Source organism: Marinomonas profundimaris (assembly GCF_000508165.1).
Taxonomy (GTDB): Bacteria; Pseudomonadota; Gammaproteobacteria; order Pseudomonadales; family Marinomonadaceae; genus Marinomonas; species Marinomonas profundimaris.
This window is the reverse complement of sequence record NZ_AYOZ01000001.1, coordinates 19,678-39,920: the sequence shown is the minus strand read 5'-3', so window position 1 is coordinate 39,920 and position 20,243 is coordinate 19,678. Positions and strand designations below refer to the sequence as shown.

General features: G+C 45.2%; 18 protein-coding genes and 1 riboswitch. Of the genes, 3 read left to right on the top strand and 15 right to left on the bottom strand.

What is annotated here, in order from left to right:
• Nucleotides 1-52: 52 nt before the first annotated feature.
• The 5 genes from cobN to D104_RS36915 all read right to left on the bottom strand — a co-directional run bounded on the left by cobN (nucleotide 53) and on the right by D104_RS36915 (nucleotide 7,171).
• Nucleotides 53-3,976 carry a cobaltochelatase subunit CobN gene (gene cobN, locus D104_RS19355; RefSeq protein ID WP_024022262.1) on the bottom strand — a complete coding sequence of 1,308 codons (3,924 nt, stop codon included), beginning with the start codon at nucleotides 3,974-3,976 and terminating at the stop codon, nucleotides 53-55.
• Between the two features lie 30 nt (nucleotides 3,977-4,006).
• A complete protein-coding gene (gene cobW / locus D104_RS19350; RefSeq protein ID WP_024022261.1) occupies nucleotides 4,007-5,086 on the bottom strand; it encodes a cobalamin biosynthesis protein CobW in 1,080 nt (359 codons plus the stop codon).
• 2 nt (nucleotides 5,087-5,088) lie between these two features.
• Nucleotides 5,089-5,865: a precorrin-4 C(11)-methyltransferase gene (gene cobM, locus D104_RS19345; protein ID WP_024022260.1), complete on the bottom strand. Its 777-nt coding sequence runs from the start codon at nucleotides 5,863-5,865 to the stop codon at nucleotides 5,089-5,091.
• A 43-nt stretch (nucleotides 5,866-5,908) separates the two neighbouring features.
• Complete coding sequence (gene cobJ, locus D104_RS19340) at nucleotides 5,909-6,685, bottom strand: precorrin-3B C(17)-methyltransferase (RefSeq protein WP_024022259.1); 777 nt, start codon at nucleotides 6,683-6,685, stop codon at nucleotides 5,909-5,911.
• 120 nt (nucleotides 6,686-6,805) lie between these two features.
• Nucleotides 6,806-7,171, bottom strand: a complete 366-nt coding sequence (locus D104_RS36915) for an MliC family protein (RefSeq protein ID WP_024022258.1) — start codon at nucleotides 7,169-7,171, stop codon at nucleotides 6,806-6,808.
• Nucleotides 7,172-7,454: 283 nt separating this feature from the next.
• Nucleotides 7,455-7,606: riboswitch (FMN riboswitch) on the top strand.
• A 119-nt stretch (nucleotides 7,607-7,725) separates the two neighbouring features.
• Between D104_RS36915 and D104_RS19335 the strand changes: the two genes are divergently transcribed.
• A complete protein-coding gene (locus tag D104_RS19335) occupies nucleotides 7,726-8,217 on the top strand; it encodes a 6,7-dimethyl-8-ribityllumazine synthase (protein WP_024022257.1) in 492 nt (163 codons plus the stop codon).
• Between the two features lie 89 nt (nucleotides 8,218-8,306).
• On the opposite strand, the gene D104_RS19330 is transcribed toward D104_RS19335, so the two are convergent.
• The 4 genes from D104_RS19330 to D104_RS37090 form a co-directional block, all read right to left on the bottom strand.
• A complete protein-coding gene (locus D104_RS19330) occupies nucleotides 8,307-9,548 on the bottom strand; it encodes a leucine-rich repeat-containing protein kinase family protein (RefSeq protein WP_024022256.1) in 1,242 nt (413 codons plus the stop codon).
• 34 nt (nucleotides 9,549-9,582) lie between these two features.
• On the bottom strand, nucleotides 9,583-10,125 hold the full coding sequence (locus D104_RS19325) for a DinB family protein (RefSeq protein WP_024022255.1): 543 nt from the start codon (nucleotides 10,123-10,125) through the stop codon (nucleotides 9,583-9,585).
• A gap of 25 nt (nucleotides 10,126-10,150) precedes the next feature.
• Nucleotides 10,151-10,510 (bottom strand): DUF1304 domain-containing protein, encoded by a 360-nt coding sequence (locus D104_RS19320; protein WP_024022254.1) that lies wholly within the window; start codon nucleotides 10,508-10,510, stop codon nucleotides 10,151-10,153.
• A gap of 77 nt (nucleotides 10,511-10,587) precedes the next feature.
• Nucleotides 10,588-10,761 (bottom strand): YbaM family protein, encoded by a 174-nt coding sequence (locus tag D104_RS37090; protein WP_024022253.1) that lies wholly within the window; start codon nucleotides 10,759-10,761, stop codon nucleotides 10,588-10,590.
• Nucleotides 10,762-10,929: 168 nt separating this feature from the next.
• Here D104_RS37090 and D104_RS19315 point away from each other — a divergent pair, with 168 nt between their 5' ends.
• Nucleotides 10,930-11,568, top strand: coding sequence for a class I SAM-dependent methyltransferase (locus tag D104_RS19315; protein ID WP_024022252.1), 639 nt, complete (start codon nucleotides 10,930-10,932; stop codon nucleotides 11,566-11,568).
• Nucleotides 11,569-11,715: 147 nt separating this feature from the next.
• Nucleotides 11,716-13,977, top strand: coding sequence for a YgiQ family radical SAM protein (locus tag D104_RS19310; RefSeq protein WP_024022251.1), 2,262 nt, complete (start codon nucleotides 11,716-11,718; stop codon nucleotides 13,975-13,977).
• A gap of 83 nt (nucleotides 13,978-14,060) precedes the next feature.
• On the opposite strand, the gene D104_RS19305 is transcribed toward D104_RS19310, so the two are convergent.
• The 6 genes from D104_RS19305 to D104_RS19280 all read right to left on the bottom strand — a co-directional run bounded on the left by D104_RS19305 (nucleotide 14,061) and on the right by D104_RS19280 (nucleotide 20,216).
• Nucleotides 14,061-14,672, bottom strand: coding sequence for a hypothetical protein (locus D104_RS19305; protein WP_024022250.1), 612 nt, complete (start codon nucleotides 14,670-14,672; stop codon nucleotides 14,061-14,063).
• Nucleotides 14,673-14,819: 147 nt separating this feature from the next.
• The gene (locus D104_RS19300; RefSeq protein WP_024022249.1) at nucleotides 14,820-15,857 is read right to left on the bottom strand and encodes a succinylglutamate desuccinylase/aspartoacylase family protein; all 1,038 of its coding nucleotides are present in this window, start codon (nucleotides 15,855-15,857) and stop codon (nucleotides 14,820-14,822) included.
• Nucleotides 15,857-16,768, bottom strand: a complete 912-nt coding sequence (gene rimK / locus D104_RS19295; protein ID WP_024022248.1) for a 30S ribosomal protein S6--L-glutamate ligase — start codon at nucleotides 16,766-16,768, stop codon at nucleotides 15,857-15,859. Before rimK ends, D104_RS19300 begins: the two co-directional genes overlap by 1 nt.
• Before the next feature lie 240 nt (nucleotides 16,769-17,008).
• Nucleotides 17,009-18,346 (bottom strand): ribosome biogenesis GTPase Der, encoded by a 1,338-nt coding sequence (gene der, locus D104_RS19290; RefSeq protein WP_024022247.1) that lies wholly within the window; start codon nucleotides 18,344-18,346, stop codon nucleotides 17,009-17,011.
• Between the two features lie 92 nt (nucleotides 18,347-18,438).
• The gene (gene bamB, locus D104_RS19285) at nucleotides 18,439-19,572 is read right to left on the bottom strand and encodes an outer membrane protein assembly factor BamB (RefSeq protein WP_024022246.1); all 1,134 of its coding nucleotides are present in this window, start codon (nucleotides 19,570-19,572) and stop codon (nucleotides 18,439-18,441) included.
• Nucleotides 19,573-19,574: 2 nt separating this feature from the next.
• Nucleotides 19,575-20,216 (bottom strand): YfgM family protein, encoded by a 642-nt coding sequence (locus D104_RS19280; RefSeq protein WP_024022245.1) that lies wholly within the window; start codon nucleotides 20,214-20,216, stop codon nucleotides 19,575-19,577.
• Nucleotides 20,217-20,243 lie beyond the last annotated feature (27 nt).

Genomic DNA, 20,243 nt, shown 5'->3' with positions numbered 1-20,243 from the left:
TGATCAAAAAACTTCTGCCCAAGTTTTCTGTGTCTCAATCACTGATGGTAGATTACTGACCTTGTTCTTGTTGCTGATCTAAATCAAGCAACAAGGATTGAATTTGCGCTCGGTGCGTCTCGGCATTTTGCCACATTCCTCGTTGAATCGCCTCTAACAGGCGCTCGCCCATTTCTTCCAACGCGTGAGGGTTATTATCGCGCATAAAGGCCTGATTGTCTGGGTCAAGTAACAAACGATCTGTCACCTGTTCGTACTGATAATCGGCGACCAAGTCCGTCGTCGCATCATAAGCAAACAAATAATCAATCGTGGCGGTCATTTCAAACGCCCCTTTGTAACCATGCTCTTGCATAGCGTCGATCCATTTTGGATTCAAAACCCGTGAGCGAATTACGCGATTCAACTCTTCTTTCAGCGTGCGAATTTTCGGTGAACTCGGGTTCGAATGATCGCTATGATACACACTCGGCGCTTGCCCACTAAACTCAGTAACAGCATTGGTCATGCCGCCTTGGAACTGATAATAATCGTCCGAGTCTAAAATATCGTGCTCGCGATTGTCTTGGTTTTGCACCACTGCATCCAGTTTTGACAAACGCTCTATAAAAGCTGTTTTCGCTTCAACACCATCTTGCTCGCCGTTATACGTATTGCCATCGTAGGCGTAACCACCCCAATTAACATATGCTTCGGCCAAATCAGCCTTGGTGTCCCAACAACGTTCATCGATTAAACCTTGTAAGCCTGCTCCGTACGCACCGGGTTTGCTGCCAAACACGCGATAGGACGCTTGACGACTGGCCTGCTCTTCGTCCATTCCTTGCTCAAGCAAGGTGTGTTTTCTCGCTTGGACATTTGCACGAATCGTATTGCCATTTCCCGGTTCAGCGTAGTCCGCAATGGCTTGTACCGCCGCGTCATAAAGCCGCATTACATTGGCAAACGCATCCCGGAAAAACCCCGATACACGCAACGTCACATCAACCCGAGGACGACCCAACTGCATGCAAGACAGTATTTCAAAGTCCGTCACTCGGTTCGAGCCCGGTGCCCAAATAGGTCGAACGCCCATCAAGGCAAACGCTTGCGCAATGTCATCGCCACCGGTTCGCATGGTCGCGGTGCCCCACACAGACAGGCCCAAATCTTTTGGATAATCGCCGTGTTCTTGCAAGTGGCGCTGGATCAACGCGTCAGCAGATTGTTGTCCAATCGCCCACGCAGCAGGCGATGGAATCGCCCGATTATCCACCGAGAAGAAATTGCGACCAGTGGGCAAGGTATCCAAACGTCCACGAGTTGGCGCACCACTCGGTCCCGGTGGAATAAAGCCGCCCGCCAAACCGATTAGCAATGCTTGAATCTCATCTTCTGCACTTTTTTCCAACGCCAGCATCAAGGTCTTTTTAGCGTGAGACAAAAGCACCGCCGTTTGCGGAAACGCCTTAGCCAATTCAGCCGTAGAATGACTTTGAATCAAATACGTCTGCGCCATGCTTTTGGCGAATAATTCGAGCCGTTCTTTGGTGTCCGCATGGGTTCGCCAGTCCACCTCGCTCACCAAGGCTAACGGCTCAGGTTTGATTCCAAGCCAAGCTGTTCGAACACTTTGCATCGGGTCAAAGTCATCTTGCTTCAATCCAAAGTCTTTCACCAAGGCATGCAAAATACCTTGGCTTGATGTCTCGCTACCACGAGGTAAACGCAGCAAGGCCACCAGCGTATCGGCCAGTTTGTCGTCTTCTGGTAATTCCCCAAGACGATGTAAGCCGTGGCGAATTTGCGCTTCTTTGATTTCGCACAAATAGGTGTCTAATCCTTCTAGCACAGAATCATCATTACTGACTTCAACACCAGTGAGCTCTTCTAACAAATGGGATTCTTGGACTTTTTTGAGAATTTGCTCACGCAACCACGTTTCGCGACGCACATCCATGCCCATGGCTTGATAATATTCGTCGACTAGGTTTTCCAAATCGGCCATATCACCGTAAGTTTCGGCTCGCGTCATTGGCGGCATAAGATGATCAATAATGGTCGCCTGCGTTCGGCGCTTGGCTTGTGCGCCTTCACCCGGATCATTAACAATAAAAGGGTAAAAATTCGGCATTGGCCCAAGCGCAATGTCGGGCCAGCAAGACTCCGACAACGCCGTGCCTTTGCCCGGTAACCATTCAAGGTTGCCATGTTTGCCAACGTGTACAAAAGCATCAACTTGATAAACATGGCGCAGCCAAAAGTAGAACGCCAAATAACTGTGTGGCGGAATCAAATCAGGATCGTGATAGTTCGCCGCAAGGTCGAGATTAAACCCGCGTGCCGGCTGAATACCAATGAAGGTTTCGCCAAGACGAATGCCCGCCAGCATGATGCGTCGCTGACCGCCTTGTTCTCGGCATTTATGATCGTCTTCTGGCGGCCCCCAACGATCCCAAACCGCATTCTGGCATTCCAACGGTAACTGATAGAAATGTTCAAGATAGTCTTCTAAGGCGAGACTTTGCCAGCAGCCACGCTCATGTAAGGTATTTGGGTTGTTTGTCACCGCCCCCAATAACGCCTCAATTAATGCGTTGCCGTGCTCGGGAATATCGCTAATTGGGTAACCTGCATTTTTTAGCGCTTTGAGTAAATTCACCGTCGACGCGGGTGTGTCCAAGCCTACGCCGTTGCCAATTCGGCCGTCTTTGGTTGGGTAGTTGGCCAATACAAATGCGATGCGCTTTTCAGCATTCGGCTTACTCGCTAAATTGACATAACGCTTCGCCAATTGCGCCACAAATCGAGCCCGTTCTGGGTGAAGTTCGTAACGCACCAAATCCACTTGCGCGACTTCGTTGTAATGACTGAGGGCTTTAAAACTGACTGCGCGAGTAATGATTCGACCGTCCATTTCTGGCAAGACGATTTGCATCGCCACATCTCGGCTGCGTAATCCTTGTGTCTGTTCTTGCCAGTCGTCTTGCGTACTGCCCGATAAAATAAGCTGTAAAACAGGAATGGGGGAAGTAAAAGCCGACTGAAAATCGGTTGGCTCAGACGCGAGGTCTGGGCTGCCGACTCGGTTCGCAGCGAAGCCTGTGGTGTTCAATATCACACTGGCGTTCGTTTGCTCCGCAAGGGATTCGATCAAGCCCACTGACACATCGTCTTTTAAGGAACTTACAGCAACGGCCAAAGGAACAAGACCTTCTTGTTCGATGATGTCTAACAAGCCATCGAACATGGCGGTATTGCCACTTTGTAAATGCGAACGGTAAAACACCACCAGCACAACAGGTTGAGCCTTTGCATCCGCTGAATAAGACAGCGCCGTCTGATAATGCGCTTGCCATTCACTTAAACTAGAAGCCTGACGTTGATTTGATTTATTGCCTGGAAAGTAAATAAGCGCGCTGGGCAACGGGGCGGGTTCTTGCCATTCGATATTTTTTTGAAAAAATTGCGCGGCAAGAAATCGAAAAAATTGCTCACTGTTTCGCTGACCGCTTTCACGAAAATAGCGCCATACTCTGTGGGCATCTTCCATATCGCAATTAGACGCGCTCATCAAAGCCGGATCCGGTGTGTCATCGCCAGGCACGACGATTAACGTACGGCCTTTTTTGGCTTTCGACCAGGCTTGCAACTGCTGAAAACCGTACGACCAATAATGCTCGCCACCCAGTAAAGAAACGACCACCACCTTAGCGTGTTCTAGCACCTTATGTTCGTACAAATCATAAGCCGCTGGTTTTGCCAACTGCATCCAATTAGCAAGACGAACACTCGGTAATCGGTTGCTGTCACTAACTTCCAGAGAAGCATCATGGGAGCAATGGCGAGAAGAAAACAACTGATCAAGTGCGCTGCCTAACGCGCCTAATACAGAATCCGCCGCGGCCAAAATTACAATGTCTGCAGGGGTTTGTCCTAGATCGACAATGCCTTCATCGTCAACAAATCCCCCTGGTTTGGCCGCCAGCAAATGCACTTATTTCTCCTCTCTCAATTGGCTCAGAAATTAGGCGCTCAACGCATCGTTCAAAATGCCTTCGATTTGCGGCTGCGAAATACCTTTTCCGATAAAGACCAATTGGGTTTTACGAATTTCATCGGCGGCCCATAAACGATCGAAATAACGATCCAAACGAGTACCAACAACCTGAAAAACCTGACGCATCGGTTTACCGTGTACAGCGGCAAAGCCCTTCACACGAAAGATATTGTGCTCTTCAACCAACTGAGAAAGTGTTTCTTGCAAAAGATCCGATTGCACTTCACCGAGCGTCACAACGAACGAATCAAAGTGATCATGAGCATGATCGTGATGAGCGCCGTGAGCATGGTGATGATCGTGGTGATTATGCACGTCGTCAATACGACTTTCTGTTGCGGCATCGATGCCAAGAAGAACATCCAGAGCGGCTTCACCATTTTCTATGTAGACTGTTTTCACGGTGCTAGGTACTTCATGGGCAATGATGGCTTGCACTCGAGCGCGCGCGGCTTCGTCTAATAAATCATTTTTCGTTACAACCACTAAGTCAGCAGCACTCAACTGATCGTCGAGTAATTCTTGCAAACTTGGGTCGTGATCAAGGCTTTCATCCGCTTCACGCTGCGCTTGAACTTTCTCTTCGTCGTGCGCAAAACGCCCTGCGGCAACGGCCTCGCCATCCACCACGGTAATCACAGCGTCTACCGTGCAATATTCTTTTATTCCCGGCCAGTTGAAGGCTTGTACTAACGGTTTAGGCAACGCCAAACCACTGGTTTCAATCAAAATATGATCGATATCGCCACGACGAGCCACGAGCTGTTCCATCACGGGTAAAAACTCTTCTTCTACTGTGCAGCAAATACAACCATTGGCCAATTCGTAAAAACCATCGTCACTGCGTTGGCTACTTTCTTCGCCTTCTGGACAATCCAATGGGCAAGAGCGCAATAGATCAGAGTCGATATCTAGCTCGCCAAATTCGTTCACAATGACGGCGATGCGCTTTCCTGCGGCTTGCTTTAATACATTAGAAAGTAAGGTGGTTTTACCGCTTCCTAAAAAGCCCGTCACGATCGTTGTTGGTATCTTATTAAGTTGCATGATTAATCCTGCTTTTTAGGTTTGTGTATCGGACGAAAGATGTGCGCTTGGCTTTTATCGTATAAATAGGAATCCGCAAAGTCATCTGTGTCTAAGACTTTACCGACCAAAATCAAACTGGTGCGAGTGAACTTTTTCTCTCTGACTTTAGCGACGATGTCCGCCAAGGTGCCGACCACATAATCTTGATCTGGCCAACTGGTGCGATAGCACACTGCCACGGGGCAATTTTCACCGTAATGGGGAATCAGTTCTTCGACAATTTTATGAATGCGAGTAACGCCAAGATGAATCGCCAACGTCGCACCACTTTCCGCTAATGCCGGTAAACGCTCTCGCTCAGGGAACGGGGTTTTCCCTTCATAACGCGTCATGATCACGGTTTGGGAAACACCAGACAACGTCAGTTCTTTCTTCAGCATCGCCGCCGAGGCCGCAACCGCACTGACACCAGGAATCACTTCGTAATCGATGCCTAACGCTTCGATTCGACGTATTTGTTCGCCAATCGCACCGTATAACGCAGGGTCACCACACTGTAAACGCGCGACGTCTTTGCCTTCTTTAGCGGCCTTTTCGATCACTGCGGTGGTTTCATCTAGATTCATTTCAGCGGTGTCGTAAATCGCTTCGGCAGAATCACGCACGCTGTCGATCACTTGAGTCGGGATCAAAGAACCGGCATACAAAACAACGGGGCAACGCGCCATCGTTTTGACCGCTTTGATCGTCATCAAATCTGGATCACCTGGCCCTGCGCCAATAAAATAAACAGTCATATCGTTCTCTTAATCATGTTTTTGAAGACTTGCCCATGAAGGCTTATAGCTTTTTAGAGTAACCGCGAGGTGTGTAAATCCACTCTTTTTCACCATTTACAATGTGTTTGGTGTCGGAGTTCCCAACGCTCACCATGGTAAACATATCGACGTCTTTTGCGTTTAATTCACCCAACGTCGTAAAGGTAATGTCTTCTTCTGGTCGCGTTAGTTGACGGCCAATCATGACCGGTGTGCTAGCAGGACGATATTGCAATAGGACATCACGGGCGTGGTTAAGTTGCCAGTCACGTTTTTTCGATACGGGATTATAAAAGGACACGACAAAATCGCCCGCGCCACAAGCATGAAGACGCTTATCGATGGTTTCCCACGGGGTGAGTAAGTCAGAAAGGGAAATAGTACAGAAATCGTGGCCAAGCATCGCGCCGACACGGCTCGCGCCAGCTTGCATCGCCGAAATACCGGGAATGACTTCAATGTCGACATCGAGCCATTCCGGATGATTTTCTTTGCCCTGTAATTGCAAATCAAGCAATTCAAAGACCAAGGTCGCCATGGCATAAATACCGATATCGCCACTGGAGATTAACGCAGTTTCTTTGCCTTGTGCCGCTAAAGTTAACGCTAGGCGTGCGCGACCAATTTCTTCACCGAGAGGAAGGTTATGAAAGGTTTTTCCTTCACTTAATTCGCCCAGTAAATCCAGATAGTAACCGTAAGCCACCCAGTCGCTGCATACCGCCAGTGCTTTGGTCGCGTTGGGTGCCACCAAACCTAAATCGCCAGGCCCCATGCCCATTACAAATAACTTGCTCATGTCATCTCTACAATCAAATCAAGCGCCACAATGCGCGAATGACGCCATTGTACACGGATTGCAAATTTGACGGGATGAAAACACCACTATTTAAAATGAGTGGTGTTCAGGTAGAAAAGGCTAAGACTCAACACGCAGTAGGTGGCAGTGACTTTTTTCCATGCCATTGAACTCTAATTCCGCATCGTCACCATGAATCCAAAAAGACAGCTCTTCACCTAAATAGAATACACCAGATGCACTGACGGCATGAGTAAGCACATACGTTTTGTCGTGCCAAGACAATTGAGCTTGCTCAGCATGAAAGTAGATATTTACTGGGGTGTTATCACAACGATAAACAGCGGAATTGGTTTGCTCGACATTGTCTACTTCATAAACTTTATCGTCCAAAGCCGCGTCTTGATTCACTGAACTACAGGCAACCAGGCTCAGCACAGCAAAACCTGAAAATACATTCCGTAAAAAACACTTTTGAATACGCACTATCTGAGACTCCATTCCATTTCAAACCACTTTCCAATCTGTTTACGTTTCAAAAAAATACGATAAACAACACAATTTTGACGCTATATCTTATATCAAGCCAGTGAAACAGCTCCACTCAGTAAGCACAGTTATTGTTACTTTTTGTTACCAGAAACAACACAATATCTCTAACTTGCTTAGATTAAGGAAAGCTTGCACAAAGATCCCTCATTTCAAGACAAAGCTCGCTTTGACAGGCGATTACAAAAGCAAGTATATTCCCCCTGTCGGATTTATCCGACTTCGTTCTCGGGGCGGGGTGAAATTCCCCACCGGCGGTAAGGAATCTATTTCTAAGCCCGCGAGCGCCTAATGGAAGTCTTTCTTTTAGGGTCAGCAGATCTGGTGTGACTCCAGAGCCGACGGTTACAGTCCGGATGATAGAGAGCGCGTCAGACAAGACCTCTAATGGTGTCGTATTTTTACGACGTCTTATTTAAGGTATGCCATATTTTATGGTGTATTTGCCTGCCCGTTCGCCCTGATTCACCTTATATTTATAGGATTTTACAATGAATCAGAGCTCAACGAATCACATTGATTTCACACCATCCACAAAACGTATTGCGATACTTCATGCTTCTTGGCACGAAGACATCGTTCTAAATTGTGTGGAAAGCTTTAAAAAAGAATTAATTTCTCGTGGCTACGATGCCGCATTAATTGACGTTATTCCTGTACCCGGTGGTTATGAAATTCCACTGCAAGCAAAGCTGCTTGCAAAAAGTGGGCTTTATTCTGCTATCGCTGGCACCGCGTTGGTTGTTGATGGCGGAATTTACCGTCACGACTTCGTCGCGCAAGCGGTTTGTAACGCATTAATGCAGGTTCAGCTAGAAACAGAAGTTCCTGTTTTAACCGCGGTTTTGACACCTCATAATTTCCATGAACATGATGAGCACAAAGAATACTTTAGCCGTCATTTCATTAAGAAAGGCGTTGAGCTTGCGAACGCGTGCGACCAATCCATTCGATTGACAGAAAGCGCCAAAGCACTCGCGTAAACCATCCATTCAGAATTGAAAATGCCCGCTTTTCGCTAGGAAAAACGGGCATTTTTTTGTTTACTCTAGAAACAAACAGAGTACGAAAATCAGCTAAAACGACGAGAATTAAGCGTTTTATAAGTCAAATTATCTTTATCCTGTTGCAGACAAAGGCCAAGCATGTCATCTATAAAGAAACCAAGAGCACGCTGCTCTATTCGCTCAATTCCCTGCTGCTGTTGACTCGATAAGTTGCCATACTTTGATGCCGCGCCAAAGTCACCAAACAGCACATGCCCTGCTTCACTGATCAAGGTATTGTGTGCATAAAGGTCACCATGACTGACTTTTTGCTCACAAAAATGCGCAACCAAACAATCAACTTGATCGATAATTCGCGCTATTTTTTCAACAGAAAACGAAAGATCTTCAGAAAACGTATCTCGCGTACAAGACACCAAACTCGGTGGCAGACCTAGGTTTGTGTAATGCGGTGGAATCAACCCCATCACCAAAGCGGAACAATCTGACTCTGTTATTTTTGCGAGTGGCTTAACCAGGTTTTCATGGTTCCCCACCGCTAAGCAAGCATCAAGCTCATCTTCTGGATAACCATCGCTGGTCACCTCGCCTTTAAATACTTTTATGGCCACCGTCTCTGGAAAGTCGAATTCATTATGATGCCAAATGGCTCGAGAAATCACACCCGACGCTCCTTGCCCCAATACGTGCTGCAATTCCAAATCACGAAACTGAACCGTTTTAAATTCATGATGAGAATCACGCTCAGCACAAAATGGATTACCAGAGAACGCTAACCAAGCCAAACGCGGCAAACACAACAAAACATCTGGAAAAACATCAAGCTGGTTGGCCGACAAGCGGATCAATTCTAGTTTTTGACAATTCTCGATGGAATCAGGCAATGACGTTAAACGATTTCCAGCTAACGCCAGCTTTTGTAAGCGAACTAATCGACCGAAATCATCCGGAAGTCTTTCAATGTGATTGTCAGTAAGGATCAGCCAACGCGTCAAGGTTGGTAATGACTCAGAGGAAACACTCGAAATCTGATTGCTTTTAAAACCAATCATTTCTAATTTCGGACATTGACTCAATGCCTCGGGCAATTTAATAAAGCGGTTATTAGAGCAAAAAAGAATACGAAGCTTTTTCAGACGAAACAAATCAGCAGGCAATTCGCTTAAATGGTTATTAGACAAATCTAAAATTTCTAGGCTGTCAGCGAGATCAAAAATGGCCTCTGGAAAAGTAGTTAAATTTTCGGATAACTGTAGGCGAACAACGCCCTTCAACTCTCCACGGTTAAGTTGGTCAAGTGTGTGCAAAATAGGAACTCTTTCTAGATAAAATATATGCGCACTATAACAATTCCATGCGTGGAATGCTGGTTATCAAATCGGTCGCACCAACATCAATCCCCATTTGGAAAAGTAAGGTGGTTATCTGACCTCTATGATGTGTCTGATGATTAAAAAAGTGCTGCAAAGTGAAACCAAACCTTTGCGAGTACTCGATCCCCTTCATGTTTTTATACATTAAGGCCGATGACAACATCTCATCTGTTACCTCATTCATCATAGCTATAATCAACTGATCTAGCTTAAATCGCTGACTTTGTAGTAAGGGTAGATCATCAAACAACTGAGTATTAAGCATTGCTGGTCGTTCTAGCGTTCGAACAAAATCTAGGCTAGAAAGCTCTGTAAAATGATCTGCAAAGCGTTTCAACCATATAACATCTGCAGCAAGGTTATGGTTAAGTGTACCGAGTACAGAGCCAAAAAATGCGCCTTTATCTTCAACCAGATCGTCATGGCTCAACTCAGCAACGGCCTTGTAAATCGCTTGATTCATCCACTGATTATACGATGCCATCAGCTGCATATTTTCTTTTACCGACATCCTCTTCGCCCTCTTGATGTATTTGTTAAGCCGCCAATATAAACGCAATCAGAGCAATCAACCCTGGAACCGCTTGCACAAAAAGGATTCTTTTATTCGCCGTAATGGCACCGTAAATGCCAGCCACAATAACGCACAGCAAAAAGAATATCGTGATATGAATCCCGTCGACACCAAGCCACAACCCCCACAACAAACCCGCCGCCAGAAAGCCATTGTATAAACCTTGGTTAGCCGCCAACACTTTGGTTTCTTTTGCAAAGTCAGGCTTCAATCCAAACGTTTTCATTCCCTTTGGTTTGTCCCAAAGAAACATTTCAATGTACATAATATAAAGGTGGAGCAAAGCGACAAGTAACGGAGCAACAACAGCAATCAATTGCATAGGAAGAACCTCTTATTTTTATTTCATTCCATTGGACGAGCCATTAAACACAGTGATTTTGAATCACGCTCGGGAAACTATTTCCGTATTTCTGAGTCTATTTCTTTGCACTTATTTTGCTTCTCTTGGAAATCACGCAACACAATGGTGAGTGCGTCCACTGCGACATTGGGGTCAATGTCGTGGCTTTCGAGCAACTCTATTAAGTCGACGGCCAGTTTAATGTGATCTGGAGCAAGATCTAAAGACATAATATTTCCATACAAAAAAATGAAACACTGCAATTTGTAAAATAGACCAAAGTGGCAGTGAAAAATACGAGTAGACAGCTATACTGGCTTTTGCCCTCTACCGATTATTCCACTTAGAATAAGACATTACACATCGAAATTAAACAAACCTATTTTAACGAGGTGCTCGTGATTACAAATGAATTTTGGTTGGATCGCTGGAAGAACGGACGCATTGGTTTCCATCAAGAAGGCGTTAACCCAAAGCTCATTGAGTTTTGGCCAATATTGCCAAAAGGCAGCCATATACTTGTGCCTTTATGTGGTAAATCTAACGACATGATTTGGTTAGCGGAACAAGGATACCGTGTAACTGGCGTCGAGATTTCCTCTTTGGCGGTCATTCAGTTTCTTGGCGATAACGATTTAGCCTATGACACGCACCAAGAAGGCGAATTAAAAATCCACACCGTTCATGGTTTACCTTTGCGCATTGTCGAAGGCGACTATTTTCAGTTCAGCGAAACCGAGTTTGATGCTTGTTATGATCGAGCCGCTATGGTCGCCATGCCAGAATCAAGGCGCGCCGATTACGTGACTCACACACTCAATCGACTGACGGCTACGGCGTGCATTCTCTTAATTTCATTGCATTACGATGGCGACAAACAATGCCCGCCTTTCTCTATTGAAGAACAAAGCATTCCATTATTATGGGGCGTTGATATTCAGAAAATTGCCTCTGAAAATTTAGCGCTGACCAATCCGCAATACAAAGAGCAAGGTCATAGCATTTTTGAAGAAAGTGTCTGGCGGCTTCAACCTTAGATAATAAAGGCACAGGGCATTCGAATAGACTGTCTACCCTAGTCTTTTTCTGGGATAATACGGCACAATTTTTCACCGATAATCCATGTATCCCCATAATAGCGGCCAATTCAACGCCGCCATTATTCTCGATACCAAGAGTAGACAATGATCAAACGACATAAAACCGCCAAACAACTCTTTTCGTACCCATTGTATTGGGCTGAGTGTTACGGCATATCCCCTTTTCTTCCGACAACGAGAGAAGAGATGGACGCGCTTGGCTGGGACAGTTGTGATGTCATCATTGTATCGGGTGATGCGTATGTAGATCACCCAAGTTTTGGTATGGCGGTATTGGGTCGGTTATTAGAATCGAAAGGGTATCGTGTCGGTATCATTGACCAACCAGATTGGCGAAACACAGAAGATTTCATGCGACTTGGTCGTCCTAACCTGTACTTCGGTATTACCGCAGGAAACATGGACTCCTTAATCAACCGCTACACCGCGGATTTAAAGGTGCGTAATGACGACGCCTACACGCCTTATGGTGTGGGTGGAAAACGCCCAGATCGTGCTGTGATTGTGTATTCCCAACGCTGTAAAGAAGCATTTCATGATGTCCCTGTGATGATTGGCGGCATCGAAGCCAGCCTTCGACGTATTGCACAGTATGACTATTGGAGCGACGAAGTTCGCCGTTCCGTGTTGATAGACTCAACGGCAGACATTTTACTTTATGGCAATGCTGAGCGCGCCATGATTGAAGTGACGCATCAAATGGCCATGGGTAAAACCCTAGACGAACTCACCGACATTCGTGGTACGACCATCGTTCGTAATTCTCCGCCAGGCGGCTTCACTGAAATCGATTCAACACGGGTCGATTGGCCAGGCAAAGTAGATCAAATTTACAGCCCTTATGAATACATTCCGGAAGGAAAGTGCCAAACCAAAGACGGAGAAGAATCTGACGTCATGCCTATTCGCGTGATTCCAGCCCCACTTCGTCGTGGGGAAAAGCTTGATCCTGAAAAAACCTATATTCGCCTTCCTTCTTTCGAAAAAGTATCAAAAGACCCCGTGTTGTATGCGCACACATCACGTATTTTGCACCTTGAATCCAACCCTCATAACGCACGCGCACTGATTCAAAAACACGGTAAAAAAGAGATTTGGGTTAACCCACCACCAATTCCATTGGAAACACCTGAGATGGATGGCGTGTTCGATTTACCCTATGCTCGCGTGCCGCATCCGAAATACAAAAAAGCACGCATCCCTGCGTATGACATGATCAAGACGTCGATCAACATCATGCGTGGTTGTTTTGGTGGATGTACTTTCTGTTCAATCACCGAACACGAAGGCCGTGTTATCCAATCTCGCTCACATGAGTCTATTTTAAAAGAAATTGAAGACATAAAAGACAAGGTTCCCGGCTTCACCGGACACATATCAGACCTTGGTGGACCAACGTCAAACATGTACACCTTGAATTGTAACGACGATGAGGTTCAAGCTTCTTGCCGTAAACTGTCGTGTGTTTATCCAACCATTTGTTCCAACTTAAACACAGACCACAGCCCGACCACTCAGCTGTATCGTAAAACACGCGCCGTAGAAGGCATTCATACGGTTTCCATCGCTTCCGGCTTACGTTACGACCTTGCGGTAGAAGACCCTGAATATGTGCGCGAACTGGTGACGCATCACGTTGGCGGCTTACTGAAAATTGCGCCTGAACACTCGGAGAAAGACACTTTATCGAAAATGATGAAACCAGGCATGGGTACTTATGACCGTTTCAAACGCATGTTCGATAAATACTCTAAAGAAGCCGGTAAAAAACAGCATTTGATTCCTTACTTTATCGCCGCCCATCCAGGCAGCTCTGATGAAGACATGCTGAATCTTGCTGTGTGGTTGAAAACCAACGACTTTAAACCTGATCAAGTACAGACGTTTTATCCTTCCCCTATGTCCTTGGCAACCGCCATGTATCATTCAGGCAAGAACCCGTTAAAGCCTGTCACGTACAAGAGTGAAGACGTATACACACCAAAAGACGCTAAGCAGCGCACAGTACAAAAAGGCTTCTTGCGTTATCACGATCCAAGTAATTGGCAAGACTTACGTAACATCTTGGTGAAAATGGGTCGTACTGACCTTATTGGTCACGGCGATCATAAGCTGGTACCCGCTGAGGACAAAGACAAACAAACCCATCGTCGTCCTCAAAAAGCCAAACCGGGACAAGCTACTGGCGCATCGCATACGTCGAACAGGCCAACCATGGAAAAAAATGCAGCGGCTGAAAAAGCACGTCGTAAAAATTCTCATGGCGCCAAACCAGCAAGCAGTCGTAACACTGGCGAAACGGCCAATCCAGCGAAACGACGTAAAACAAAAATTAAAGCTCGCTAAGTACAGCATTAAATTTAAGATAAAAAAACGGGTTATGTTGAAAAACATAACCCGTTTTTTTTATCTCTTTAAACCGCTACATATTAAGCATGCTTTTTTACTTTATTGTATCGGCGACAAGCAAGAGCAAGTTCTATTGCCGAGATGAGTATCAAAGTATAACCAAGCGTTTCAATACCCTCTTCTACAATATTCTTTACAACACGCATATAAGAATCCCCCATAACCGCCTGCCAAAAAGAGCCTCTTCCCATTAATCGAGAAAACGCCAATATCGTAATAAAACCAGCCAAAAAAGTACCAAAACTTGGTTGCTCAGAGTAGGCTTTCAGAGACACATAAATGGCAGAAAACCGCCCCCATAAGAACAACAGGACACTCATAAAAATAACGCCTACCACGGTTTGCCAAGCCCCATCAAAGACATAGGTGTCCAATAATGAATCAGACTCACGTACAAACATCATCGCCATCAGAGCCGCCAACAAAGTAGAGGCAATGTTTAACTTTTCATTGGATCGTGCCGCATAGAGAAACAGCATACAGCTCAAGAATGACATTAAATCTTGCAGATGCTCAGTGAGAGAGTGCTCGTTGTAGTCAGCCGCTACAAGCTGTTGGTATCCTTCCAACGAAATTAATTGAGCAACACCAGCAACCAGAAAAAGGTAAAAAAAAGCGCGAAGAATAAACATGGAAAGCCCCTACATTTGAGGAGGGGATTTTAGTGAAAAAAAAGTGAAAAAACGACACGCAACAAGTAAATGACACTATCATTACTCATTTTGAACTTATTGCATGTCATTTATAACCAATTATACATTCGTTAAACCGAACCTAAATTAGTCAATCAAGACTGATGAGTCCTCACTGTCCATGAGTTCTCCGTGCCTTATCTCAACATCTTCAGCCACTTCATCAGGCGATAAAAAGTGTGCTATGTGGTACATAGCATCACCCTCTTGAACTAAGGGTATATTCTGTTTTCCGATGATGATGCCGCCATTCTTACAAAGAACCTTATCCAAAATATCGCCATATGGATCCTTGATTTCGGCCAAGACATCGCCACTTTCAACCAAATCGCCCAATTCCTTAATGTGCGTCGTAAAGCCGCTGTCTGTTGCTCGAACCCAGCTGCTGCTTCTTGCAATTCGTGGGTCTTTAACCGGCTTTTTACTTCTTGATTTAGGGATCATTCCCAAGTGCCTCATGACACCCACAACCCCTTGGACGCCAGCCCGTATAGACAGCTCGTCAAAGCGCAACGCTTCACCTGCTTCATACAGAATAACCTTAGCACCAGCGTCATCTGCACACTCGCGCAAAGAGCCGTCACGAAGGTTTGAGTTTAGAACAACAGGGACACCAAACGCTTTCGCGATCGCTAAAATCTCTGGGTCATCAAGATTCGCCCTAACCTGAGGTAGGTTCGTACGATGCAAGCTCCCAGTATGAAGGTCTATACCGTAATTCGCCTTAGAGACAATTTCACTCAAGAAGCGATCGGCAACACGCCCTGCCAACGAGCCACGCTTTGACCCCGGGAAAGAGCGATTCAAATCACGACGGTCAGGTAAATAACGGCTCTGACTCAAAACACCATAACCATTTACAATGGGCACAGCGATCAATGTTCCTTTGATGTTTTCAAGGTATTTACTTTGAATAATACGACTGATTATTTCAATACCATTGAGCTCATCACCATGAATCGCTGCACTAATAAATAGCGTTGGCCCTGATCGCTTACCACGCTTAACGAAAACGGGCATCGACATGTTTGTATCTGTATACAACTTCACCATTGGCAGTTCAATACGTGCTGTGCCGCCCAAAGGAATATCGATCCCTCCAATCGTTAATGTATCTTTTGCCATTAACCCTTTCCTTTTGTCTTCGTATTAGCACCCGCTGAAAGCGCTGATTTTTCAATGTGCTCAATAATCATTGCAGCAACATCTTTACCAGTAGCCGTTTCAATACCTTCCAGACCCGGAGAAGAGTTCACTTCCATAATCAATGGACCGTTATTGGATCTTAAAATATCCACGCCACACATGTTTAAGCCCATCGCTTTCGCGGCTTCCACAGCAGTGCGTCGCTCTTCAGGAGACAACTTAACCAAAGACGCTGTACCACCACGGTGAAGGTTCGAACGGAATTCACCTTCGGCACCTTGTCGCTTCATGGCAGCAATGACTTTTCCACCAACAACCAAACAACGAATATCCGCGCCGCCAGCTTCTTTTATGTATTCTTGAACCAAAATATTAGCCTTCAAGCCCATGAAAGCTTCAATGATAGATTCAGCGGTTTTATTAGACTCAGCCAATACCACACCAATACCTTGAGTGCCCTCAAGAAGTTTAATAACCACTGGCGCACCGCCAACATTTTTAAGTAAATCACTGATTTTATCAGGGTGGTTTGCGAAACCCGTTTTTGGCAAACCTAATCCTTTGCGAGACATTAGCTGTAACGATCTTAGCTTATCTCGCGAACGGCTGATCGCAACAGATTCGTTAATGCTGTATGTGCCCATCATTTCAAACTGACGAACAACAGCGGTTCCATAAAAAGTCACTGACGCGCCAATACGTGGAATAACGGCGTCATATTTAGGAAGCGGCTTACCGTCGTAACGAACTACTGGATTGCTACTTGTGATGTCCATATAGCAATGCATAGTGTCAATTACATCGATTTGGTGACCCAGTTTTTCACCAGCCTCAACCAATCGACGGGTAGAGTAAAGTCGTGGATTACGAGAAAGAATTGCAATTTTCATATCATGTCCTTTTAGCAATAAAGAGAAAGCACTCTGGGTAAGAGTACTTAAAAAAAGCCAAGAAAAAGTGTGTATAGGCCTAAGCTTATGCGGTTTTTTCCTTAATGCCATGGACGCGACATTAACCACTATCTGCGTAATAAGATAGTAATTTAATGTGTATTTTTAACAAAAAAAATCCAAGGGTCTTTATATAATAAAGACGCTTGGATTCTGTGAAAAAACGCTAAAAATTAGGGGTTATTTCTTCGGTGCGTAAGGGTTATCAGAGGACTTAAATTCGAAAATTATCGGCGTGCCAGTAATGTTGAGCACGGTTCTAAATTTATTCTCAAGGTAGCGTTTATAACTTCCTGGAATAGAATCCGTCTGATTACCATGAACCACAATACGTGGCGGATTTGATCCACCTTGGTGCGCATATCGCAATTTAATACGACGGCTGTTCACCATTGGCGGCTGATGCTCTGCCACAGAATCTTCCAAAATACGCGTCAAACGGTTTGTTGACCATTTCGCATAACAAGACTCATATGTGCTTTCGATCGTATCGTATAAATCGCCTACACCCGTGCCATGTAAAGCAGAAATATAGTGCACTTTCGCATAAGGCACAAAACCCAAACGGCGCTCGACTTCACTTTTAATGTGCTCGCGCTCATCTTTTTGAAGTCCATCCCATTTGTTAATCGCCAATACAACACCACGACCAGCATCGAGAACATAACCAATCATATGCAGATCTTGCTCTACCAAGTCCTCATGGGAGTCGATAACTACAATTACGACGTTTGCATCTTGAATCGCCTGCAAGGTTTTAACGATAGAGAATTTTTCAACCGCTTCCTTCACATGCTTACGGCGACGAACACCCGCCGTATCAATTAAGGTGTATTCTTTGTCATGACGAATATAAGGAATATAAACACTGTCACGAGTAGTGCCAGGCATGTCATAAACCACAACACGATCTTCCCCTAGCATTCGGTTAACCAAGGTTGACTTGCCTACATTCGGACGACCCACCACACCAATACGAATACCGCGGGATTCCAAACTAATTTGACTTTTAGCTTCTTCCACTCGTTCAGCAAACGGCAACATCACTTTATCAATTAAGATGTGTACGCCCTTACCGTGAGAGGCCGCAATTGGATGCAACTCACCAAAACCTAACGAATAAAAGTCTGCCAAGGCAATATCTTCATTAATACCGTCGGTTTTATTGACCACAAGAGACACTTGCTTATTGGAACGACGCAAATGATTCGCAATCATTTCATCGGCAGGGTTTAAGCCATGACGACCATCAACAAGAAACAATACAGCGTCTGCTTCTTCTATCGCCAACAAAGACTGGCGCGCCATTTTTTCATCAATACCCTGCTCATCACCACTAATACCACCAGTATCAATAACAATGAATTCATGCTCACCAAGCTTACCATCGCCGTATTTACGGTCACGAGTTAGGCCTGGGTAATCGGCAACCAAAGCATCACGAGATCTCGTCAATTGATTGAAGAGAGTGGACTTGCCAACATTGGGTCTACCTACCAATGCAATAACTGGAATCATTTTTTTACCTATAAAAATACAAAGTGGCCACCATCCCTATTTAAGGAATGGCAGCCTCTTTAAAAATCGCTAAAATGAAATCAAGATTGATTTCAATAGCTCAATGCCGTCACATTAGAGTTCGGCGTAAGAATAAACAATTTCTTGTCGATCGCCACCATGCGACTACCCGGTGGGACATCATTGTCAGCTATTATATGTCCTGCAACTTCGCCTGTTATTACATCAAGCAAATGAACATAACCACCGCGATCCATCACAGCGACATAATCTCGGAAAAATTCAGGAGAAATCAAATCTCGCTCAACAAGATCTGTATTTTCCCAAACTTCAGCGCCGTTTTTGGCATTCAGAGCAATCACCTTACTCTTCATATCAACAGCTACTAATAACTCACCTTTGATGGCGACCCCAACAGAGCTAGAAATACTGCGTTGCCATAGTGGTCGGCCATTTTCGATAGAAAGTGCGACAAGCGTACCATTGTAAGCAACCGCATAAACCACACCGTTATCAACCACTAAACGGCCGTCGATATCGCTTAATCGCTCAATTTCGTAACGACCTTCTGGTTTACCAACATCGTAAGACCAAAGTAAGTTACCACTCTGTAGAGAGAATGCTTTCAGTTTGCCGTCTGCAAATCCTGCAACGACTTTACCATCTGCAATAATGGGAGCGCTTGTACCACGTACAGTTAGCGATGGCAAATCTTCTTTGGCTCGCCACAATGTATCACCGGTTTCTGAATCGAGAATACTCAACCAGCCATCTGCCGTCTGAATCGCTAACTTGCCTGCAGCATAAGAGGCTTCAGCCAAGACTTCAGAACTCAACGTTTTTTCCCACAATACCGATTGCGTCGCTAGTGAAACAGCAACGAACTGAGCATCGTATGTTCCAAAGTACAAAACATCGCCATGACGAGTGACGCCCGCACTTGGCTTATAATCAGTGGTGAAAGACGCTTTTTTCTTGCCCTTTTCCTGACCAAGCTCGTAAGCCGTGCCTTTATCCGTTACAAAGAACAAAGATCCATCTTCTGCAACAAGATTAAAACGCTCACTAGACTCACCAAAGTTTCCATCTACACTCGATCGCCACGCAGTCTTAAGCTTGACCTTACTTTCTATCGACGGAAGCCCTGGTAAATCAGGACGCGCATTAGAACAACCCTGAACCACTAAAGAGGCAAACAATACAACGAGAAAAAGAAACTTACTCATAGTTACCCTTTCACCAAATCCTTAAGTTTAATATCAAGCAAAGGATGGTTCACACCAACACCCAACGCTTCACTGGCCTTCTGGTAAGCAACACGAGCATCGTCACGCTTACCTTGTGATAATAAAATATCACCTATTAGTTCCTGCTGCTGCGCAGCAAATTCCTCTTCAGACACTTTTTCTGCACGCGCCATTGCAGCAGTATAATCTTGTTTTTGAAGCAATAAACGAGCCACTCGCAAATTGGCGATTGCAACAAAAGAAGCATCTTGAGTTTTAGAAATAGCGATGTCTAATGCGTTAATTGCCTCATCATACTGACCATTTTCAGCATCCACTCGAGCCAAAAATAATTGACCGAATACCGCATAACCGGTATCTCCATAATCATCAACCAGTTGCTTAGAAATAAACGTCACTGTTTTTTGATTATTTTCATCACTTAAATCGGCTGCAGCTTGAACTAGGTTTTGATAAAGTGCCGATGCCTCACTTGTGTAGTTCGCTTGGCTGTTTTTCCAAGCTTGCCAGCCAAAATAACCACCGACAGCGACCGCTATGGCAACCACTAACATTGTGCCATTCTTTTTCCACCACGCTTTAAACGCTTCGATTTGTTCTTCTTCAGTCTTCAATTCAGACACGGTTACTTCCTCGTTCAAGATAGCGCT

What these genes read in the sequence shown, in the direction of transcription:
- cobW (WP_024022261.1), bottom strand. Translation starts at nt 5,086, where the DNA reads ATGCAACTTAATAAGATACCAACAACGATCGTGACGGGCTTTTTAGGA.
- cobM (WP_024022260.1), bottom strand. Translation starts at nt 5,865, where the DNA reads ATGACTGTTTATTTTATTGGCGCAGGGCCAGGTGATCCAGATTTGATG.
- cobJ (WP_024022259.1), bottom strand. Translation starts at nt 6,685, where the DNA reads ATGAGCAAGTTATTTGTAATGGGCATGGGGCCTGGCGATTTAGGTTTG.
- D104_RS19335 (WP_024022257.1), top strand. Translation starts at nt 7,726, where the DNA reads ATGAATCAGAGCTCAACGAATCACATTGATTTCACACCATCCACAAAA.
- D104_RS19325 (WP_024022255.1), bottom strand. Translation starts at nt 10,125, where the DNA reads ATGTCGGTAAAAGAAAATATGCAGCTGATGGCATCGTATAATCAGTGG.
- D104_RS19320 (WP_024022254.1), bottom strand. Translation starts at nt 10,510, where the DNA reads ATGCAATTGATTGCTGTTGTTGCTCCGTTACTTGTCGCTTTGCTCCAC.
- D104_RS37090 (WP_024022253.1), bottom strand. Translation starts at nt 10,761, where the DNA reads ATGTCTTTAGATCTTGCTCCAGATCACATTAAACTGGCCGTCGACTTA.
- D104_RS19310 (WP_024022251.1), top strand. Translation starts at nt 11,716, where the DNA reads ATGATCAAACGACATAAAACCGCCAAACAACTCTTTTCGTACCCATTG.
- D104_RS19305 (WP_024022250.1), bottom strand. Translation starts at nt 14,672, where the DNA reads ATGTTTATTCTTCGCGCTTTTTTTTACCTTTTTCTGGTTGCTGGTGTT.
- D104_RS19300 (WP_024022249.1), bottom strand. Translation starts at nt 15,857, where the DNA reads ATGGCAAAAGATACATTAACGATTGGAGGGATCGATATTCCTTTGGGC.
- rimK (WP_024022248.1), bottom strand. Translation starts at nt 16,768, where the DNA reads ATGAAAATTGCAATTCTTTCTCGTAATCCACGACTTTACTCTACCCGT.
- der (WP_024022247.1), bottom strand. Translation starts at nt 18,346, where the DNA reads ATGATTCCAGTTATTGCATTGGTAGGTAGACCCAATGTTGGCAAGTCC.
- bamB (WP_024022246.1), bottom strand. Translation starts at nt 19,572, where the DNA reads ATGAGTAAGTTTCTTTTTCTCGTTGTATTGTTTGCCTCTTTAGTGGTT.